The sequence below is a fragment of the Halomonas denitrificans genome, from assembly GCF_003056305.1.
Classification (GTDB): Bacteria; Pseudomonadota; Gammaproteobacteria; order Pseudomonadales; family Halomonadaceae; genus Halomonas; species Halomonas denitrificans.
The window spans coordinates 60,635-77,322 of sequence record NZ_PYVX01000010.1; the positions used below are offsets into that span (position 1 = coordinate 60,635).

The 16,688-nt window shown below is 69.9% G+C and carries 18 protein-coding genes, 3 tRNA genes and 1 rRNA gene; 7 read left to right on the forward strand and 15 right to left on the reverse strand.

Annotated features, from left to right (window positions below):
• Nucleotides 1-55 precede the first annotated feature (55 nt).
• Nucleotides 56-328, forward strand: a complete 273-nt coding sequence (locus C9F13_RS17180; RefSeq protein WP_108447470.1) for a hypothetical protein — start codon at nucleotides 56-58, stop codon at nucleotides 326-328.
• A gap of 146 nt (nucleotides 329-474) precedes the next feature.
• Here C9F13_RS17180 and C9F13_RS17185 read toward each other — a convergent pair.
• The 7 genes from C9F13_RS17185 to C9F13_RS17215 all read right to left on the reverse strand — a co-directional run bounded on the left by C9F13_RS17185 (nucleotide 475) and on the right by C9F13_RS17215 (nucleotide 5,110).
• Nucleotides 475-550 (reverse strand) — tRNA-Thr (locus tag C9F13_RS17185).
• 43 nt (nucleotides 551-593) lie between these two features.
• A tRNA-Gln gene (locus C9F13_RS17190) sits at nucleotides 594-668 on the reverse strand.
• Between the two features lie 6 nt (nucleotides 669-674).
• Nucleotides 675-750, reverse strand: a tRNA-Phe gene (locus C9F13_RS17195).
• Between the two features lie 94 nt (nucleotides 751-844).
• Nucleotides 845-1,117 carry an oxidative damage protection protein gene (locus C9F13_RS17200; protein ID WP_108447471.1) on the reverse strand — a complete coding sequence of 91 codons (273 nt, stop codon included), beginning with the start codon at nucleotides 1,115-1,117 and terminating at the stop codon, nucleotides 845-847.
• A gap of 22 nt (nucleotides 1,118-1,139) precedes the next feature.
• On the reverse strand, nucleotides 1,140-2,231 hold the full coding sequence (mutY, locus tag C9F13_RS17205; RefSeq protein WP_108447472.1) for an A/G-specific adenine glycosylase: 1,092 nt from the start codon (nucleotides 2,229-2,231) through the stop codon (nucleotides 1,140-1,142).
• Between the two features lie 84 nt (nucleotides 2,232-2,315).
• Complete coding sequence (locus C9F13_RS17210; RefSeq protein WP_108447473.1) at nucleotides 2,316-4,661, reverse strand: AsmA family protein; 2,346 nt, start codon at nucleotides 4,659-4,661, stop codon at nucleotides 2,316-2,318.
• Nucleotides 4,658-5,110 carry an acetyl-CoA sensor PanZ family protein gene (locus tag C9F13_RS17215; protein ID WP_108447474.1) on the reverse strand — a complete coding sequence of 151 codons (453 nt, stop codon included), beginning with the start codon at nucleotides 5,108-5,110 and terminating at the stop codon, nucleotides 4,658-4,660. Before C9F13_RS17215 ends, C9F13_RS17210 begins: the two co-directional genes overlap by 4 nt.
• A 193-nt stretch (nucleotides 5,111-5,303) precedes the next feature.
• Between C9F13_RS17215 and hisB the strand changes: the two genes are divergently transcribed.
• The 4 genes from hisB (at nucleotide 5,304) to hisF (ending at nucleotide 8,161) form a co-directional block, all read left to right on the forward strand.
• The gene (hisB, locus tag C9F13_RS17220; RefSeq protein WP_108447475.1) at nucleotides 5,304-5,897 is read left to right on the forward strand and encodes an imidazoleglycerol-phosphate dehydratase HisB; all 594 of its coding nucleotides are present in this window, start codon (nucleotides 5,304-5,306) and stop codon (nucleotides 5,895-5,897) included.
• A 31-nt stretch (nucleotides 5,898-5,928) separates the two neighbouring features.
• Entirely contained in the window at nucleotides 5,929-6,570 is a 642-nt protein-coding gene (hisH, locus tag C9F13_RS17225; protein ID WP_108447476.1) for an imidazole glycerol phosphate synthase subunit HisH, read from the forward strand.
• Nucleotides 6,571-6,637: 67 nt separating this feature from the next.
• Nucleotides 6,638-7,384, forward strand: a complete 747-nt coding sequence (gene hisA / locus C9F13_RS17230) for a 1-(5-phosphoribosyl)-5-[(5-phosphoribosylamino)methylideneamino]imidazole-4-carboxamide isomerase (protein ID WP_108447477.1) — start codon at nucleotides 6,638-6,640, stop codon at nucleotides 7,382-7,384.
• A gap of 3 nt (nucleotides 7,385-7,387) precedes the next feature.
• Nucleotides 7,388-8,161 (forward strand): imidazole glycerol phosphate synthase subunit HisF, encoded by a 774-nt coding sequence (hisF, locus tag C9F13_RS17235; RefSeq protein WP_108447478.1) that lies wholly within the window; start codon nucleotides 7,388-7,390, stop codon nucleotides 8,159-8,161.
• A 207-nt stretch (nucleotides 8,162-8,368) separates the two neighbouring features.
• Here hisF and C9F13_RS17240 read toward each other — a convergent pair whose 3' ends face one another.
• Entirely contained in the window at nucleotides 8,369-8,953 is a 585-nt protein-coding gene (locus tag C9F13_RS17240; RefSeq protein ID WP_108447479.1) for a YjaG family protein, read from the reverse strand.
• Between the two features lie 25 nt (nucleotides 8,954-8,978).
• On the reverse strand, nucleotides 8,979-9,272 hold the full coding sequence (locus C9F13_RS17245) for an MGMT family protein (protein WP_108447480.1): 294 nt from the start codon (nucleotides 9,270-9,272) through the stop codon (nucleotides 8,979-8,981).
• A 53-nt stretch (nucleotides 9,273-9,325) separates the two neighbouring features.
• Here C9F13_RS17245 and C9F13_RS17250 point away from each other — a divergent pair, with 53 nt between their 5' ends.
• A complete protein-coding gene (locus C9F13_RS17250; RefSeq protein WP_108447481.1) occupies nucleotides 9,326-10,021 on the forward strand; it encodes a type 1 glutamine amidotransferase in 696 nt (231 codons plus the stop codon).
• A gap of 3 nt (nucleotides 10,022-10,024) precedes the next feature.
• Here C9F13_RS17250 and mnmH read toward each other — a convergent pair whose 3' ends face one another.
• From mnmH to C9F13_RS17275, 5 genes are all read right to left on the reverse strand, one after another.
• Nucleotides 10,025-11,146: a tRNA 2-selenouridine(34) synthase MnmH gene (mnmH, locus tag C9F13_RS17255; protein ID WP_108447482.1), complete on the reverse strand. Its 1,122-nt coding sequence runs from the start codon at nucleotides 11,144-11,146 to the stop codon at nucleotides 10,025-10,027.
• Nucleotides 11,143-12,180: a selenide, water dikinase SelD gene (gene selD, locus C9F13_RS17260; RefSeq protein WP_108447483.1), complete on the reverse strand. Its 1,038-nt coding sequence runs from the start codon at nucleotides 12,178-12,180 to the stop codon at nucleotides 11,143-11,145. Before selD ends, mnmH begins: the two co-directional genes overlap by 4 nt.
• 50 nt (nucleotides 12,181-12,230) lie before the next feature.
• Nucleotides 12,231-13,619, reverse strand: coding sequence for a DNA repair protein RadA (gene radA, locus C9F13_RS17265; RefSeq protein WP_108447484.1), 1,389 nt, complete (start codon nucleotides 13,617-13,619; stop codon nucleotides 12,231-12,233).
• 148 nt (nucleotides 13,620-13,767) lie between these two features.
• A complete protein-coding gene (locus C9F13_RS17270) occupies nucleotides 13,768-14,214 on the reverse strand; it encodes a copper resistance protein NlpE N-terminal domain-containing protein (protein ID WP_108447485.1) in 447 nt (148 codons plus the stop codon).
• 106 nt (nucleotides 14,215-14,320) lie between these two features.
• On the reverse strand, nucleotides 14,321-15,214 hold the full coding sequence (locus C9F13_RS17275; protein WP_108447486.1) for an AEC family transporter: 894 nt from the start codon (nucleotides 15,212-15,214) through the stop codon (nucleotides 14,321-14,323).
• A 125-nt stretch (nucleotides 15,215-15,339) separates the two neighbouring features.
• On the opposite strand from C9F13_RS17275, the gene hisC reads away from it, so the two are divergent.
• The gene (hisC, locus tag C9F13_RS17280; protein ID WP_108447487.1) at nucleotides 15,340-16,395 is read left to right on the forward strand and encodes a histidinol-phosphate transaminase; all 1,056 of its coding nucleotides are present in this window, start codon (nucleotides 15,340-15,342) and stop codon (nucleotides 16,393-16,395) included.
• A gap of 194 nt (nucleotides 16,396-16,589) precedes the next feature.
• On the opposite strand, the gene rrf is transcribed toward hisC, so the two are convergent.
• Nucleotides 16,590-16,688: ribosomal RNA gene (rrf, locus tag C9F13_RS17285) — 5S ribosomal RNA — on the reverse strand; the annotation flags it as partial.

The following is a 16,688-nucleotide window of genomic DNA, read 5'->3' on the forward strand; positions in this document are numbered from 1 at the left end:
GAGCGAGACGCCGAGCACCCGCCTACACTAGGCGGACAACAAGAGGAGAACCCCCATGCTCAAGCTCGGATCGCTCATCATCCTGCTCAGTCTGCTGACGGCCTGCGCCTCTTCCTCGAATGACGAGGTGGGCATCACCGACGACTGCCAGGCGGACATCCGCACCCTGGAAATGGAGATCTACCAGAACAGGGACCAGTACACCCTCGAGGCGCGGACCAAGGCCAATGCCGAACTGCTCCAGGCCAAGACCAACCGCTTCAATCCGGTGAAGTGTCGCGTGAACATCCAGGATGCGCGCAGCGAGCTGCGCAAGGGCAGGCTGTGAGACATCACACGAGTTGAGGCTGCGCGCCATGGGCGGCAGCGCGGGCCAGCCAAGGGACGTAGAGAGATGCCTTTCTTCCAGACACAAAAAAACCGCCTACTAGAGCGGTTTCTTGTATGCTGCGACTCATTTTCCCGATGCTTCGATGGTGCCGGCACCAGGAGTCGAACCCGGGACCTACTGATTACAAGTCAGTTGCTCTACCAACTGAGCTATGCCGGCGCGGGAACCGACTCGAGTCACAGAATCGGAAACAGGGTTGACGTGGCTGGGGTAGCAGGATTCGAACCTGCGCATGCCGATACCAAAAACCGGTGCCTTACCGCTTGGCTATACCCCAGCATTGTGGTGGCCAGAGACGGAATCGAACCGCCGACACGGGGATTTTCAATCCCCTGCTCTACCAACTGAGCTATCTGGCCCCTCGCCAACGGTGCGTATTAAACCTCAGCGGGCCGTTGGCGTCAACCCTTTCCGTTTCAAAAAGATGGCGAGGGTCGAGCGATGCCCGAACGGCTAGTCGCCACGGGGTACATAGCCCTCGGCCTGGTCGGTTTCCTGGTTGTCGAGGAAGCGCTCCATCTGCTCCATCAAGTACTCCCGGGAGGCGGCGTCGAGCATGTTGAGGTGCTTCTCGTTGATCAGGCGGGTCTGCAGCGCCTGCCACTCCTCCCAGGCCTGCTTCGAGACGTTGGCCTGGATCTCCTGGCCCTTCTTGCCCGGCAGCGGCGGGAACGGCAGGGCCTCCATCTCCTTCTGGTACTTGCGGCAGAACACGGTCTGGCTCATCGGGGACTCTCCTCGTGCGGGCTCAGGGCCCGGCGGTGGTGGTCAGGGCAAAGGGGGCCAGCGACTCCAGCAGCGCCTTGACCGGCGCCGCCAGGCCGATGCTGGCCGGATCGGCGGGATCGTACCAGCGGCGCGCCTCGCCCACCGAATCGAGCCGGGTGATGCGCGCCGGCTGCGGGGTGATCTCGAGGCGGAAGTGGCTGAAGACGTGGGTGAAGGGTGTCCAGGCCGCGTCGAGCTCGCTGCCCGGCGCATGGACGGCCAGCCAGGCCGCCAGGGCCTCGCGATCGTCGAACTGGGGCAGGCTCCAGAGCCCGCCCCACAGGCCGCTGGCGGGGCGCTGCTCGAGCAGCACGCGCCCCTCGCGATCCTGTAAGAGCAGCATGGTGGTGGTGCGGGTCGGCACGGCCTTCTTCGGCTTGGACTCGGGGAAGCGCTTCTCCTCGCCGCGGGCATGGGCGAGGCACTCCGCCTCGAAGGGGCAGCGCGCGCACTCCGGCTGCCCGCGACGACAGAGGGTCGCCCCCAGGTCCATCATCGCCTGGGTAAAGTCGACCACCCGTGCCTCGGGGGTGTAGTGCTCGGCCAGGGCCCAGAGGCGGCGCTCCACCGCCGGCCGCCCCGGCCAGCCCTCCACGGCGTGCAAGCGCGTCAGCACTCGCTTGACGTTGCCGTCGAGGATCACCGCCCGCCGCCCGGTGCTCTGGGCGATGATCGCCCCGGCCGTGGAGCGGCCGATGCCGGGCAGCGCCGCCATCGCCTCGAGGCTCTCCACGGGGAACGCCCCGCCGTGCTCCTCGACGACGACCCGCGCGGCCTTGTGCAGGTTGCGGCCCCGGGCGTAGTAGCCAAGCCCGGTCCACAGGTGCAGCACCTCGTCCTGCTCGGCGGCCGCCAGGCTGGCGACGTCGGGGAAGCGCGCCATGAAGCGCTCGAAGTAGGGGATCACCGTGGCGACCTGGGTCTGCTGCAGCATGATCTCCGAGACCCACACCCGGTAGGGGCTGCGATCCTGCTGCCAGGGCAGGTCGTGGCGACCGTGCTCGTCGAACCACTCGAGCAGGCGCTGCTGGAAGCGTTCGGGGGGCAGGATGGCGGGCGGCATCTCGCTCATGGGCTCTCTCGACACGACACTCTCACGGCACGAAAAAAAGCGCCGACTGGGGAAGTCGGCGCAGGGACTGGTCAAAGGTGTTGCTCAATTGAAGAGACCTTCCAGGGCGTCGCGAAGTTCCCGGCCGGCCTGCTCGCCCAGGCGCTCGTCGATCTTCTCGACGGCGCCCTCGAGGCGCTCCTCGACCTCCTCCCCGGCTCGCCGGGTGGCCTCGTCGCGCAGCAGCCCGGCGAGGGTTCCCTGGAAAGCCTCGCGATCGAAGCGGCACCACTCCGCGCTCTCGCCGCCGAGGGTACCGTCGCAGCGCACCGGCAGCGGCACGCGCGCCAGCCGCGGGTTGACCTCGCAGGGCGCATCCTCGGCCTCCACCAGGCGCACCGCGGCGCGCAGGTCGAACTGCTCGCTGACGAGATCGATGCGGCCCTCGCCGTCCACCCGCATGCCGGGCAGGGTGACCAGCAGGTCGTCGCTCTGCACCTCGCCCTCGTCCAGGGTCAGGCCGGCGCGGATCCGCTCGAAGCGCGTCTCCTCGGCCCACTCGCGCTCGAGCGTCTTGCCCTGCAGGGTGGCGGCCGCGGTGCACAGCTCCTCGCCGACGTTGAGCTCCTTGAAGGCGCCCTCATCTATGCGTGCCTCGAGGTGGCCGCTCAGGTGGCGCCGGAGCTCCATGGGGGAGTTGCCGCGACTGGTCAGCTCGCCCTCGCCGCTGAAGCGCCCGCTCAGGGGAGAGGGCTCCTCGCCGCGGGCCTCGAGCAGCGACTCGAGACGCACCCGCTCGGCCTGCGGGGCGAGCTGCCAGCGGATCGGGCTCTCGCGCAGATCGAGAACGCCGTCGGCGGCCAGGCTCCCCTCGTAGAAGCGGGAGGTGAAGTCGATCAGGCGATGGCGGCCATCGCGCCCCTCGAGGGTCAGGTCGACGTCATGGAAGTCCAGCCCGGCGAAGCGCAGCTGCCCCAGGGCGAGATGGGCGTCGAGCTCGAGCTCGGCGAGCCACGATGCCGGCACCAGCGCGTCCGCGTCCTCGGCGTGGGCGCGGCGGATGCCCGGCAGCCGCCAGCGCGAGGCGGCGTCGTCACCGACGCCCGCCGGCGGCAGGTAGCCGTCCAGGTCCAGGCGATCCCCCTGCAGGTCGGCGGCGAGCAGGCCGCCGTCGAAGCGTCCCGCCAGGCGGCCGGTGAAGGTGGCGTCGTCGAGCACCAGGGTCAGGCCGGCGAGCTCGAAACGCTCGAGATCGCCGCTGACCGGGCTGGTCAGCGCCACGTCGGTGAGCGCCTGGCCGTTGGCCATGGCCGGCATCGCCGCTAAGCGCGTCAGCCAGGGGCGCAGCGACAGCGGCGTCAGGCGAAGCTGGCCGGTATAGGCCGGCGCCTCGCCGAGGTCGCTGAGGTTGAGGTTGCCGTTGAGCTTGAGGGCGTCGGGGCCGGTCAGCTCCAGCTCGCGCAGGCGAGCGCTCTGCTCGTCGAGGTCGGCATCCATGGTGAAGGCCAGCGACAACGGCAGCGGCTTCTCGCCCAGGCGCGGGTGATGGAGGCTGGCGTCGAGGGCGCCCTCGTCCAGCTGCACGCTGCCCTCGCCGAGGTTCACCACCATCTGCTCGCCCTGCAGGTTGACCTTCTGCTCGTTGTCGAGCCCGGCCAGGCGGTTGACCGTCTTGAGGGTCAGCCCCTCCAGCACGTGCCGCCCCTCGGCCAGCCCCAGGTTCACCCGGGTATCGAGGGAGACATCGCTGAGCAGGCGCGGCTCGCTCGCCGTCTCCCGCCAGTCGAGGCCCTCGTAAAGCCGCAGGCGGAAGGAGGAGGTGAGCGGGAAGGCGCTGCCGGGATTGACGTTGCTGCCGCTGATCTCGAGCGACTCGAGGCGCAGCTCGCGGTCCGCCTGGGCATCGCGGAAGTGCACCTCGCCGCGACGCACCTGCACGCTGGCGATGTTGAGGGCCACCGAGAGGCCGTTGTTGCCGCTCGGGGAGGGGCCGGCACTGGCCGGGGCCAGGGCGGCCTCGGCCTGTTCGCCCCGCTCGCCCAGCCGCTCGAGAAGCACTTCCCAGTTGCCCTGGCCCTGGGCGTCGCGCTCGAGGTCGAGATAGAGGTCGTCGAGGGTCAGGCCGTCGATGGCGATCTCGCCGCGCAGCAGCGGCGTGAAGGCGAGGCTGACCTCGGCGTGGGAGAGCGCGGCGAAGGGCGCCGAATCGTCGGCCTGATCGGGCAGGCGGGCCTCGGCCTGCTGCACGCCGACCCCGAGCCGGGGATAGAAGGACCAGGAGAGCGGGCCGTCCAGGGTCAGTTCGAGCCCGCTGTGCTCGCGCACGACCTCGACCAGGCGCGGCTTGAGGTCGTTGGGATCGAAGAAGGTGGTGACGTAGACCACGGCGCCGACCATGACCAGGCCGAGGACGCCGATGGCGGCGAGAAGGGTGCGCAGCAGGCGCTTCATCGGTCACCTCCCTGTGACCAGAGATTGAGTTCGAAGTAGTCGCCGTCCTGGGTGAGCCGATAGCCGAGCCGCGAGAGCAGCAGCTGGTCGGCCACGGGCAGCTGGGAGGAGGCGGCATAGAGGCGGCGGCCCTCGGCACGGGCGGCCTCGCTGACCAGCGCCAGCAGCCGCGAGCCGACGCCGCGGCGGCGCGTGGTCTTGCGCACGCAGAGGTTCGACAGCCACCAGGCGTTCTGGTCGAGCTTCACCGCCACGGCGCCCAGCAGGCGGTCGTTGAAGCGGGCACAGCTGAACAGGTGGCCACCGGCCAGGTGTTCGCGAATGAAGTCTTCCACGGGCAGGGGGAGGCGCTCGGGGGGCGCGTCCGTGAAGATGCGTACGAGGTCGAGGCGTATCTGGGCATCCGCTTCCCAGGCGTCCTGGTCGACCTGTTGAAGGGTCACCGGCATGCGTGGATCTCCTTGAGGCCGGGGCGGCAGGCGTGCCACCACTGTCATGGGCCGCATTGTAGCGGATGGGGTGAGCGATTCACTATAATGGCAGGCTCTCGGCGTCAGGCACAGCACCCGACGCCCCTTCGTTTTGGCGGCCGGCAGGCATCCCCGGCCCCCTCGACACGCGCCCAGGCGCTGGAGATCCGACATGTCCGAGCGTATCGCCACGGTCACCCGGAACACCCGGGAAACCCAGATCACGGTGACCATCAACCTCGACGGCGAGGGGCGCCTGGCCTGCGAGACCGGCGTGCCCTTCCTCGACCACATGCTCGACCAGGTGGCGCGCCACGGTCTGATCGACCTGGACATCAAGGCGGTGGGCGACCTGCACATCGACGATCACCACACCGTCGAGGACCTCGGCATCACCCTGGGCCAGGCCTTCGATCAGGCGATCGGCGACAAGCGCGGCATCTACCGCTACGGCCACGCCTACGTGCCCCTGGACGAGGCGCTATCAAGAGTGGTGGTGGACTTCTCCGGCCGCCCGGGGCTGAGCATGGACGTGGAGTTCACCCGCGCCAGCATCGGCCGTCTGGACACCCAGCTGTTCTGGGAGTTCTTCCAGGGCTTCGTCAACCACGCCCGGGTGACCCTGCACATCGACAACCTGAAGGGCTTCAACGCCCACCATCAGGCGGAAACCATCTTCAAGGCCTTCGGCCGCGCGCTGCGCATGGCCGTGGAGCAGGACCCGCGCATGGCGGGCCAGATGCCGTCCACCAAGGGCAGCCTCTGAGGCCGCCGCACGAACATACGAGGAGCGTCCCATGACCATTGCCGTCATCGACTACGGAATGGGTAACCTGCATTCCGTCGCCAAGGCACTGGAGCACGTCACGCACGAGAACGTGGTCGTGACGCGGGATGCCCGTCGCATCCGCGGCGCCACCCGCCTGGTCCTGCCCGGCCAGGGTGCCATCCGCGACTGCATGGGCGAGCTCGAGAAGACAGAGCTGCGCGGCCTGGTCGAGGAGCTGCTCGCCTCCCAGGACAAGCCGCTGCTCGGTATCTGCGTCGGCCAGCAGATGCTGCTCGACCACAGCGAGGAGAACGGCGGCATCGGCTGCCTGGGCTTCCTGCGCGGCGAGGTGAGGAAGTTCCCCGGCGACATGCGCGATGACCGGGACAACCGCCTGAAGGTCCCGCACATGGGCTGGAACCTGGTGCACCAGCACCACGATCACCCGCTGTGGAAGGGCATCGACCAGGACGAGCACTTCTACTTCGTGCACAGCTACTACGTCGAGGCCGCCGACGACGCCACGGTGTTCGGCACCACCGACTACGGTCGGGTGAGCGCCCATGTGGCCATCGGCCGCGACGCCACCTTCGCCGTGCAGTTCCACCCGGAGAAGAGCTCCCGGGCCGGCCTCCAGCTGCTGGAGAACTTCGTGCAGTGGGCGCCCTGAGCGGCGCCGACGACAGCCGATTGATGACAACAAGGGCGCCCGCAAGCGCGCCGAATGGAGACCCGACATGCTGGTAATTCCCGCCATCGACCTCAAGGACGGCCAGTGCGTGCGCCTCAAGCAGGGGCGCATGGACGACGCCACCACCTACGGCGATGATCCGGTCGCCATGGCCGCCCGCTGGGTCGAGGCCGGCGCCCGCCGCCTGCACCTGGTCGACCTCAACGGCGCCTTCGAGGGCGCGCCGGTCAACGGCGAGGCGGTCACCGCCATCGCCCGCGCCTACCCGGACCTGCCGATCCAGATCGGCGGCGGCATCCGCTCGGCCGAGACCATCGAGCACTACCTCGAGGCCGGGGTCTCCTACGTGATCATCGGCACCAAGGCGGTCAAGGAGCCGGCCTTCGTCGGCGAGATGTGCCGCGCCTTCCCGGGCCACGTGATCGTCGGCCTCGACGCCCGGGACGGCTTCGTCGCCACCGACGGCTGGGCCGAGGTCTCCACGGTCAAGGCCACCGAGCTTGCCAAGCGCTTCGCCGACGACGGCGTCTCCTCCATCGTCTACACCGACATCGCCCGCGACGGCATGATGCAGGGCGTCAACGTCGAAGCCACCGCCGAGCTCGCCCGCGAGGGCGGCCTGCCGGTGATCGCCTCGGGCGGGGTCACCGACCTCGAGGACCTGCGCGCACTGGCCAAGGTCGCCGACGACGGCATCCTCGGCGCCATCACCGGCCGGGCCATCTACGAGGGCAGCCTCGACGTGGCCGAGGCCCAGCGGCTGTGCGACGCGCTCAGCCAGAAAGGGAGCTGATCCATGGGACTCGCCAAGCGCATCATCCCGTGCCTGGACGTCGACGCCGGCCGCGTGGTCAAGGGCGTCAACTTCATCGGCATCCGCGACGCCGGTGATCCGGTGGAGATCGCCCAGCGCTACAACCAGCAGGGCGCCGACGAGATCACCTTCCTCGACATCACGGCCAGCCACGAGGACCGCGACACCACGGTGGAGATGGTCGAGCGCATCGCCGGCGAGGTGTTCATCCCGCTCACCGTGGGCGGCGGCATCCGCAGCTGCGACGACATCCGCACCATGCTCAACGCCGGCGCCGACAAGGTGTCGATCAACACCGCCGCGGTGACCAACCCCGACTTCGTGTACGAGGCCGCCGAGCGCTTCGGCAGCCAGTGCATCGTGGTAGCCATCGACGCCAAGAAGGTCTCCGCCGAGGGCGAGCCCGACCGCTGGGAGATCTTCACCCACGGCGGGCGCCGGCCCACCGGCCTCGACGCCGTGGAGTGGGCCAGGAAGATGGTAGCCTACGGCGCCGGCGAGCTGCTGCTGACCAGCATGGACCGTGACGGCACCAAGGTCGGCTTCGACCTGGGCGTGACCCGCGCCATCGCCGATGCCGTGAGCGTGCCGGTGATCGCCTCCGGCGGCGTCGGCAACCTCGACCACCTGGTGGACGGCGTCATCGAGGGCGGCGCCGACGCGGTGCTGGCGGCGAGCATCTTCCACTTCGGCGAGTACACCATCCCCGAGGCCAAGCGCTACATGGCCAATCACGGGATCGAGATGCGGCTGTAGTGCTCGAATGAGATGAGCGCCGGGGGCAAGGCGGCGCGAGGGTCTTTTGACCAGGGACGTCAAAAGTAGCGCCCAAGGACGGGTTCACAGCGCCCTCGCGAAGGCTTGACGCCGGATAATCTCATCGTCTCTCGCTTGCGACCGACTCGAGACGACAAAGGGCCCGCCATTTGGCGGGCCCTTTGTCGTTCCGGCCGATGTGTGCGGCTACTCCTCGACGGAGAGCCCCAGGTTGCTGACGCCGTCGTTGCGGCCCAGCCGGCGCAGCGCCTTGAGCGCGTCGCGATCCAGCGGCCCGGCCTCCACAGCCTCGAGCACCGCGTCCTGGAAGTCGTTCTCGTCCGCCATCAGCGGATGGTCGCGCACCAGGGCGGCGAGGCGCGTGGCGTCCTCCTCGCCCTCGGTGAGCTCGATGAAGGCGCGCACCCCGCTGCGCGAGACGCGGCTGACCTCGAGCACCGCCTCGGTCGCCTCGCCGCGCAGGGTGTCGAGGATCGCCGAGAGCGCGACCACCGCCTCCAGCGCCCGCCGGGCACCGAAGCTGTCGTCCTCGGCGGGCGGTTCCAGCTCGGCGAGCTTCTCGGCCTGGCGGTCGAAGTCGATGCGCGCCTCCTTCACCGCCAGCCGCTCCCAGACGAGATCCAGGATCACCCGCAGGCCGTGGGGGTCGCCCTGGCCGGTGGTGGCGGCATAGAGGCCGTAGTTGGGCAGCAGGCGCTCGCACACTGCCGCCATGTAGGCCTGCTGGCGACGCGGGTCGAGCTGCTGGAGGCGCTGGAAGAAGCCGCTCATGGAGTCTCCTTGGGGTTACGTTGTCTCAGGGCCAGAGGCGGTCGGCCGCCACCCGCCCGCGGGTATCGAAGAGCACGCCCTCGGCCACCAGGCGGCGGCGCTGCTCGTCGGCGCCGCCGTGATCCGCCAGCCGCCGCGAGGCGGTGATGACCCGGAACCAGGGCAGGCCGTGGCCGGCGGGCAGCTCGCGCAGGGCGCGGGCCACCAGCCGCGGGGTGGCGCCCTCGGTCATCGCGGCGATGCGCCCGTAGGTCGTCACGCGGCCCGCGGGCACCTCGGCCAGGATGGTCAGGATCTGTTCTCTCAACTCGGGCTTCATGTACCCTGGCGCTCCGTCTGTCACCCGCGCATTGCTAATACGGTGAGGCTCGCATGCATGTCCATCTCCTCCAGCACAGCCCCCATCAGGGACCCGGCCGGATCGCCGACTGGCTAGCCAGCATGGGGCACAGCTTCACCGTCTTCCATCTCGACGCCGGCGAGCTGCCGCCGCGGCTCGCCGACGGCGACGCCCTGATCGTGCTCGACGGCCCCGAGGGCCTCGCCGACGAACGGGCCCGCCCCTGGCTCCGGGCGGAGCGCAAGCTCGTCGCCCAGGCGCTGGACGGTCGCAAGCCGCTGCTGGGGATCGGCTACGGTGCCCGGATGATCGCCGAGACGCTCGGCGCGATCGTCGGCCGGGGCACGGTGGCCGAGACCGGCTGGCACCGGGTGACCCTCGCCCCGATGAGCCCCGTCGACCTGCCCGAGACCTTCGAGGCCTTCATGTGGCATCGCGAGGTCTTCGCCCTGCCCGACTATGCCCTGGCGCTGGGCCGCAGCGAGGTGAGCCCGCTGCAGGGCTTCAGCTGGGACGACGGCCGGGTGGTGGCCCTGCTCTGTCACCTGGAGGCCACCGCGGAGAGCGTCACCGCCCTGCTCGATCACCAGACGCCGCCCGAGGGCAGCGAGACGAGCTCCCACGCCCAGGCCACCGCGGCGATGCTCGACGACCCGAAGCGGTTCGACCGGCTGGCCCCGCTGCTCGACCGGCTGCTGTCGCAGTGGCTGCGCCACGCCGCGCGCTGAGGCTCAGGCCGGCTCTCCCACGGGCCGGCCCGTCTGGCGCGCCTCGGCCGACCACTCCCGGGCGAACGCCAGGCAGCTCTCCCAGTCGCCCACGTGGAGGAAGTGGCGCTCGGGATGCTTCTCCAGCTGGTGACGGTAGAGCGGATCGTAGTATTCGGTGAGCAGCGGTGCCAGCCAGGCCTCGTGGGCGCTGGTGTTGCCGCGCTCGTGCTCGCGGAAGGCCAGCGCCTGGAGGCGCTGCAGCCGCGCCAGGCGCGCCTGGCCCAGGCGCTTTCTCAACCGCGCGAGGGCCGCGGCGAGCTGCTTGCGCATCAGCGCCCAGCCCAGCCAGTCGCCGAACTGCCGGCGATGGACCTCCCAGAGATCGTCGATGTAGTCCTTGCGGATCTGCACCAGCCGCCAGTCCAGCGGCATCTCGATGCGGATGCGCGGCGCCTGGAGCATGCCCTCCCAGAAGGTCAGCGGGATGTTGGAGGTGCCGATGCGCCGCGACTCGTCCTCCAGCACCAGCGGCCCGGGCAGGTCCAGCAGCCGGCGGCCCATGGCGTGCTCGAAGTCGATCTGGCTGGGCGCCGGCAGCGGATGGCGACCGAAGGCCGAGCCCTTGTGGCGGGCGCACCCCTCGAGGTCGAGCCCCTCCTCCAGGGCCAGGATCAGCGAGGTCTTGGCGCAACCGGTGAGCCCGCCCACCACCAGCTGCGGCTGCTCGGCGGCGGCATCGATGCGCGCGCAGAGCGCCTGGCGCATCGCCTTCCAGCCCCCGCGGATGCGCGGGCGGGTGATGCCGGCATCGGCCAGCCACTGCTGGGCGGTCTGCGAGCGCAGCCCGCCGCGGAAGCAGTAGATGATGGCGTCGGGATGGGCCTCGACGAGGCGCTGCCAGGCGGCGACCCTCGCCGCCTTGAGGCCGCCGCGGACCAGCCGCTCGCCCAGGGCGATGGCCGCGTCCTGGCCGCGCTCCTTGTACTCGATGCCGACGAGGTGGCGCTCCTCGTCGTCCATCAGCGGCAGGTTGACGGCGCCCGGCAGCGCGCCCTGGGCGAACTCCACGGGGGCGCGCACGTCGATCAGCACGCGATCCTCCCGGAGCAGTTCGAGGTCCGGTTCGACCAGCGGCAGGCTCATCCGCGCACCTCGATCAGCGCGGGCCCGCTGGCCTTGACGACCTCGCCGAAGGGGGTGAGCGAGAGGCCGTGGTCGCGACCGATGCGCTGCACGTCGTCCTCCCAGGAGGGGTGCACCGAGAGCAGCAGGCCGCCGGAGGTCTGCGGGTCGCAGAGCCACTGCCAGTGCGCCTCGTCCATCTCCGGCAGGCTCGCGCCCAGGGCCTCACGGTTGCGCCGGGTGCCGCCCGGCACCGCGCCCTGGCGGCGATAGGCCTCGGCCTCGGCGAGCCGCGGCAGGCGCCGGAAGTCGACCCGCGCGGCGACGCCGCTGGCCGCGCAGATCTCGGCGAGGTGGCCGGCCAGGCCGAAGCCGGTGACGTCGGTCATGGCGTGCACGCCCTTGACCTTGGCCAGCGCCGTGCCGATGGCGTTGGAGCGCAGCATGGTCGAGCGGGCCAGCTCCTGGTGGCCAGCCTTTAGCAGGCCGCGCTTCTCGGCGGTGGTGAGCAGGCCCACCCCCAGCGGCTTGGTCAGGAACAACAGGTCGCCGGGCTGGGCGCCCTTGTTGAGCTTGAGGTGCTCTAGATCGACCAGGCCATTGACCGAGAGGCCGAAGATCGGCTCCGGGGACTCGATGGAGTGGCCGCCGGCCAGCGCCAGGCCGAGCTCGCGACACACCGCCTGGGCGCCGCCCACCACGTCGCCGGCGACCTCCGCGCCGAGCTTGTCCAGCGGCCAGCCGAGGATGCCCAGCGCCATCACCGGCGTGCCGCCCATGGCGTAGACGTCGCTGATGGCGTTGGTGGCGGCGATGCGGCCGAAGTCGAAGGGGTCGTCGACGATGGGCATGAAGAAGTCGGTGGTGGCGATCATGCCGCGCCCGTCGCCCAGGTCGTAGACGGCCGCGTCCTCGCGGCCCTGGTTGCCGACGATCAGCCGCGAATGGCTGGCCCCGGGGCCGGCCTTAGCGAGGATCCCGTCGAGCACGTCGGGGGCGATCTTGCACCCGCAGCCGGCGCCGTGGCTGTACTGGGTCAGGCGGATGGCGCTCATCTCGTTCTCCTTGGCGTGTGTCATCGCATTCTACCTCAAGTGTACCGGGGCTAGAGGGCGTCGAGGGCCTCGGCGAGCTTGTCCACGGCGACCACCTCCATGCCCTCGGGGCTGCGCTTGGGAGCGTTGCCCCGGGGCACGATGGCGCGGGTGAAGCCGTGCTTGGCCGCCTCGACGATGCGCTCCTGGCCGCTGGGCACCGGTCGGATCTCGCCGGAGAGCCCCACCTCGCCGAACACCACCAGCTCGCGGGGCAGCGGCCGGTTCTGCAGGCTGGAGACCACCGCGACCAGCACCGCCAGGTCGGCGCTGGTCTCCAGCACCTTGACCCCGCCGACCACGTTGAGAAAGACGTCCTGGTCGCCGGTGAAGAGCCCGCCGTGGCGGTGCAGCACCGCCAGCAGCATGGCCAGGCGGTTCTGGTCGAGGCCCACGGCGACGCGGCGCGGGTTGCCCAGCGCCGACTCGTCGAGCAGCGCCTGCACCTCGACGAGGATCGGCCGAGTGCCCTCCCAGACCACCATCACCAGGCTCCCGGCGCTCTGCTCCTCGTTGCGCGAGAGGAAGATGGCGCTGGGGTTCTTCACTTCCTTCATGCCGTGCTCGAGCATGGCGAACACACCCAGCTCGTTGACCGCACCGAAGCGGTTCTTCTGGCCGCGCAGGGTGCGAAAGCGCGAGTCGGCGCCGCCCTCGAGCAGCAGCGAGGCGTCGATCATGTGCTCGAGCACCTTGGGCCCGGCCAGGCTGCCGTCCTTGGTGACGTGGCCGACCAGCAGCAGCACGGTGTTGGACTGCTTGGCGAAGCGGGTCAGCGCGGCGGCGGACTCGCGCACCTGGGCCACGCCACCCGGCGCCGAGGCGATGTCCTCCAGGTGCATGGTCTGGATGGAGTCGATGATCAGCACCTCGGGGCGCTCGCGCTCGGCCACGCCGAGGATGGTCTCGACGCTGGTCTCGGCGAGCATCTTCAGCCCCCGGGTGGGCAGCTGCAGGCGATGGGCGCGCATCGCCACCTGGGAGAGCGACTCCTCGCCGGTGACGTAGAGCGAGGCGCGTTCCTGGGCGAGCTTGCAGGCGGTCTGCAGCAGCAGGGTCGACTTGCCGGCGCCGGGGTGGCCGCCGAGCAGCACCGCCGAGCCCGGCACCAGGCCGCCGCCCAGCACCCGGTCGAACTCCGCGAAGGTCGAGGAGAGCCTCGGCACCTCGCTCAGATCGACGCTGGCCAGATCGACCACCTCGCGGGAGAGGTCCCCGGCATAGCCGCCGCGCCCGACGCCGCCGCTCGCCCCGCTGCCCGCCCCGGCCCCGGGACGCGCGGGGGCCAGGCGCACCTCGCTCAGGGTGTTCCACTCCTGACAGCTGGTGCACTGCCCCTGCCACTTGCGGTATTCGGCACCGCACTCGGTGCAGACGAAGGCGCTCTTCACTTTGGCCATGGGGCACTCTCTCGCTCGCTGACGGGGCCGCTCGACGACGGCCGGATGGCAATCGGGCCATTCTAGCAGCCGCGGGCCGCCGGCTGGGGCGGGCCCGCAACGACACGGGGCGGCCCTGAGGCCGCCCCGGTACCACGCGTTCGCAGGATCAGAGACGCTTGAGCTGCAGCATCTCGCTGTTCTGGAAACGGCGCAGGTTGGGATCGATCAGCTCCAGCGTCTGGGGATCGACGCGCAGGAAGTAGTAGGTCTGCCCCTCGCCGTCGGGCACCAGCTCGTAGACGGTGGCGGAGGGATCCTGCTCGGTCCCCTGGAGGACCTCCCAGTTGCCGGCGTAGTTCTCGTCCGGCGGATTCTGCGGGTGGGCCCGATAGGACGCATCCAGGTCGAAGGTCCGCTCCGCGGCCGCGCCCTGCGCCTCGCCGTTGAGGGTCACGTTGAGGTCGATGCCCTCGCAGTTGCGGCACGGCAGAGTGCCCTGGTAGGTCACCGAGGTCGCTTCCATCTCGGTGGCGGCCTGATCGGTGGGGCCGGTCGCACAGCCGGCCAACAGCGCGGCCAGGGCAGAGCCGACCAGCAAGGTCCTGATTTGCATGTATGTCCTCCTAACCAATGGGCAAGACGCCGTGAGACACGGCAACCTGCCTCACAGCATAACCTCTCGTGTGCTCCGCCGACAGCCTCGCCCGGGGCCGCGTGCCTCACCCCGGCGGATGGACGTGGCCGAAGACCAGGATCAGCACCAGGGGCATGACCACCAGGCTGCCCAGGTTGCCGATCAGCACCAGGGAGGCCACCTTGTGGGGCTCCTGACGATACTGCTCGGCCACGAGGTAGTTCAACACCGCCGGCGGCAGCGCCGCGAAGACCCACAGGGCCGCCGCCTGGAGGCCCGACAGCTCGAGCCAGGCGATCAGCGGCACGGCGAGCACCAGCCCCGAGAGCGGGCAGAGCAGCGCACCGAGCAGGCCCGTGCGCCAGTCGCCGAAGTCGATCTCCAGCATGCGCACCCCCAGGGCGAAGAGCATCAGCGGGATGGCGACGCCGCCCAGCATGTGCATCGCCTCCAGCCCCCAGCCCGGCAGCGGCACCCCGCCCAGGTTGACGGCGAGGCCAGCCAGGCTCGCCAGCACGATGGGCATGCGCATCAGCCGCCACAGCGGGGTGTGAGGGCTGAGCATGTAGAGCCCCACCGAGAAGTGCAGCAGCATCTCGACGATGAACAGCACCACTGCCGCCGGCAGGGCCTGCTCGCCGAAGGCCAGCACCAGCAGCGGCAGGCCCATGTTGCCGGAGTTGTTGAACATCATCGGCGGCAGGAAGGTCTTCGCCTCGAGCCTCAGCCACTTCGCCACCGGCCAGAGCAGCAGCCCCGAGCCCAGCACCACCGCGGCCGCCGCCAGGGCCAGCCGGGCATAGTCCGCCAGCGGCGCCTGGCGGTCGGCCAGCACGGCGAACACCAGCAGGGGGACGAAGAGCTCCATGTTGAGGGTGTTCAGGCCGCGGATGTCCGGCGTGCGAAAGCGTCCATAGAGGGTGCCGCAGCCCGCGATCAGGAAGACGGGCAGCAGGGTGGCGATGATCTGGGCGGTCATGGCGGAGATCCGTCGAAAGCGAACAGTCAGACAAGGCGAGCCCCGAGCCTAGCATGGGCGCGGCTTGCGCGGTCGGGGCGCTCGGGTCACCATGAGCCCAGTCCCCACCCCTCGAGCGAGTGATCATGAGCAAGTTCTGGAGCCCTGAGGTTCGCGAGCTGACTCCCTATGTGCCGGGAGAGCAGCCCCGCGAGCGGCTGATCAAGCTGAACACCAACGAGAATCCCTATCCGCCGGCCCCGGCCGTCGAGGCGGCCCTGCGCGAGTTCTCCGCAGACCACCTGCGGCGCTACCCGGACCCGACCTCCCTGGCCCTGCGCGAGGCCCTGGCCGAGGAGCTCGGGGTGGAGGCCGCCCAGGTCTTCGTCGGCAACGGCTCCGACGAGGTGCTGGCCCTGGCCTTCCAGGCCTTCTTCCGCCAACCGCGGCCGCTGTCGATGCCGGCCATCTCCTACAGCTTCTATCCGGTCTACTGCCGCCTCTACGGGGTCGAGCGCCGCCCCCACCCGCTGGACGACCAGTGGCGCGTCGACCTCGATGCCTTCCCCGAGGAGGCCGGCGGCGTGATCTTCGCCAACCCCAACGCCCCCACCGGCCATGGCCACGGGCGAGAGGCGATTGCCCGCCTGCTCGAGCGGATCACCGAGTCGGTGGTGCTGGTCGACGAGGCCTACGTGGATTTCGGCGGCGAGAGCGCGGCCCCCCTGGTCGAGCGCTTTCCCAACCTGCTGGTCACCGGCACCTTCTCCAAGTCGCGCAGCCTCGCCGGCCTGCGCCTGGGCTACGCCTTGGGCTCACGGGAGCTGATCGAAGGGCTGGAGCGGGTCAAGGACTCCTTCAACTCCTATCCCGTCGACAGCCTGGCCAGCGCCCTGGGCATCGCCTCGCTTGGCGATCGCGATCACTTCGAGGCCTGCCGGGAGGCGGTGATCACCACCCGCGAACGCACCCGGGGGCGCCTCGAGACCCTGGGCTTTGCGGTACTGCCCTCGCAGACCAACTTCCTGCTGGTCAGCCACCCCGAGTTCGACGCCGCCCAGCTCTTCGTGGGCCTGCGCGAGCGCGGCGTGCTGGTGCGCCACTTCAACACCGACGCGCTGTGCAACCACCTGCGCATCTCCATCGGCACCGATGACGAGATGGACAGCCTCATCGAGGCCCTGGAGAGCCTGTGCCGCTAGCGCCTGGCTGACGACCTCTCCCGCCCATAAAAAAACGCCCCCGCCTCTCTTGAGGCGGGGGCGTTCTTGTATCAGGAGGCGCCGGACTCCGGCGATCGTGCGTGCGCCTTTCCGCTCGCTCATCGCTTGCCAAAAAACACCCGCGCATGAAAAAACCCCGAGCTCATTGAGCTCGGGGTTTTCTCGGAATAGGTGCCTGACGATGACCTACTCTCGCATGGGGAGGCCCCACACTACCATCGGCGCTGATCGGTTTCACTGCTGAGTTCGGCATGGGATCAGGTGGTTCCCGT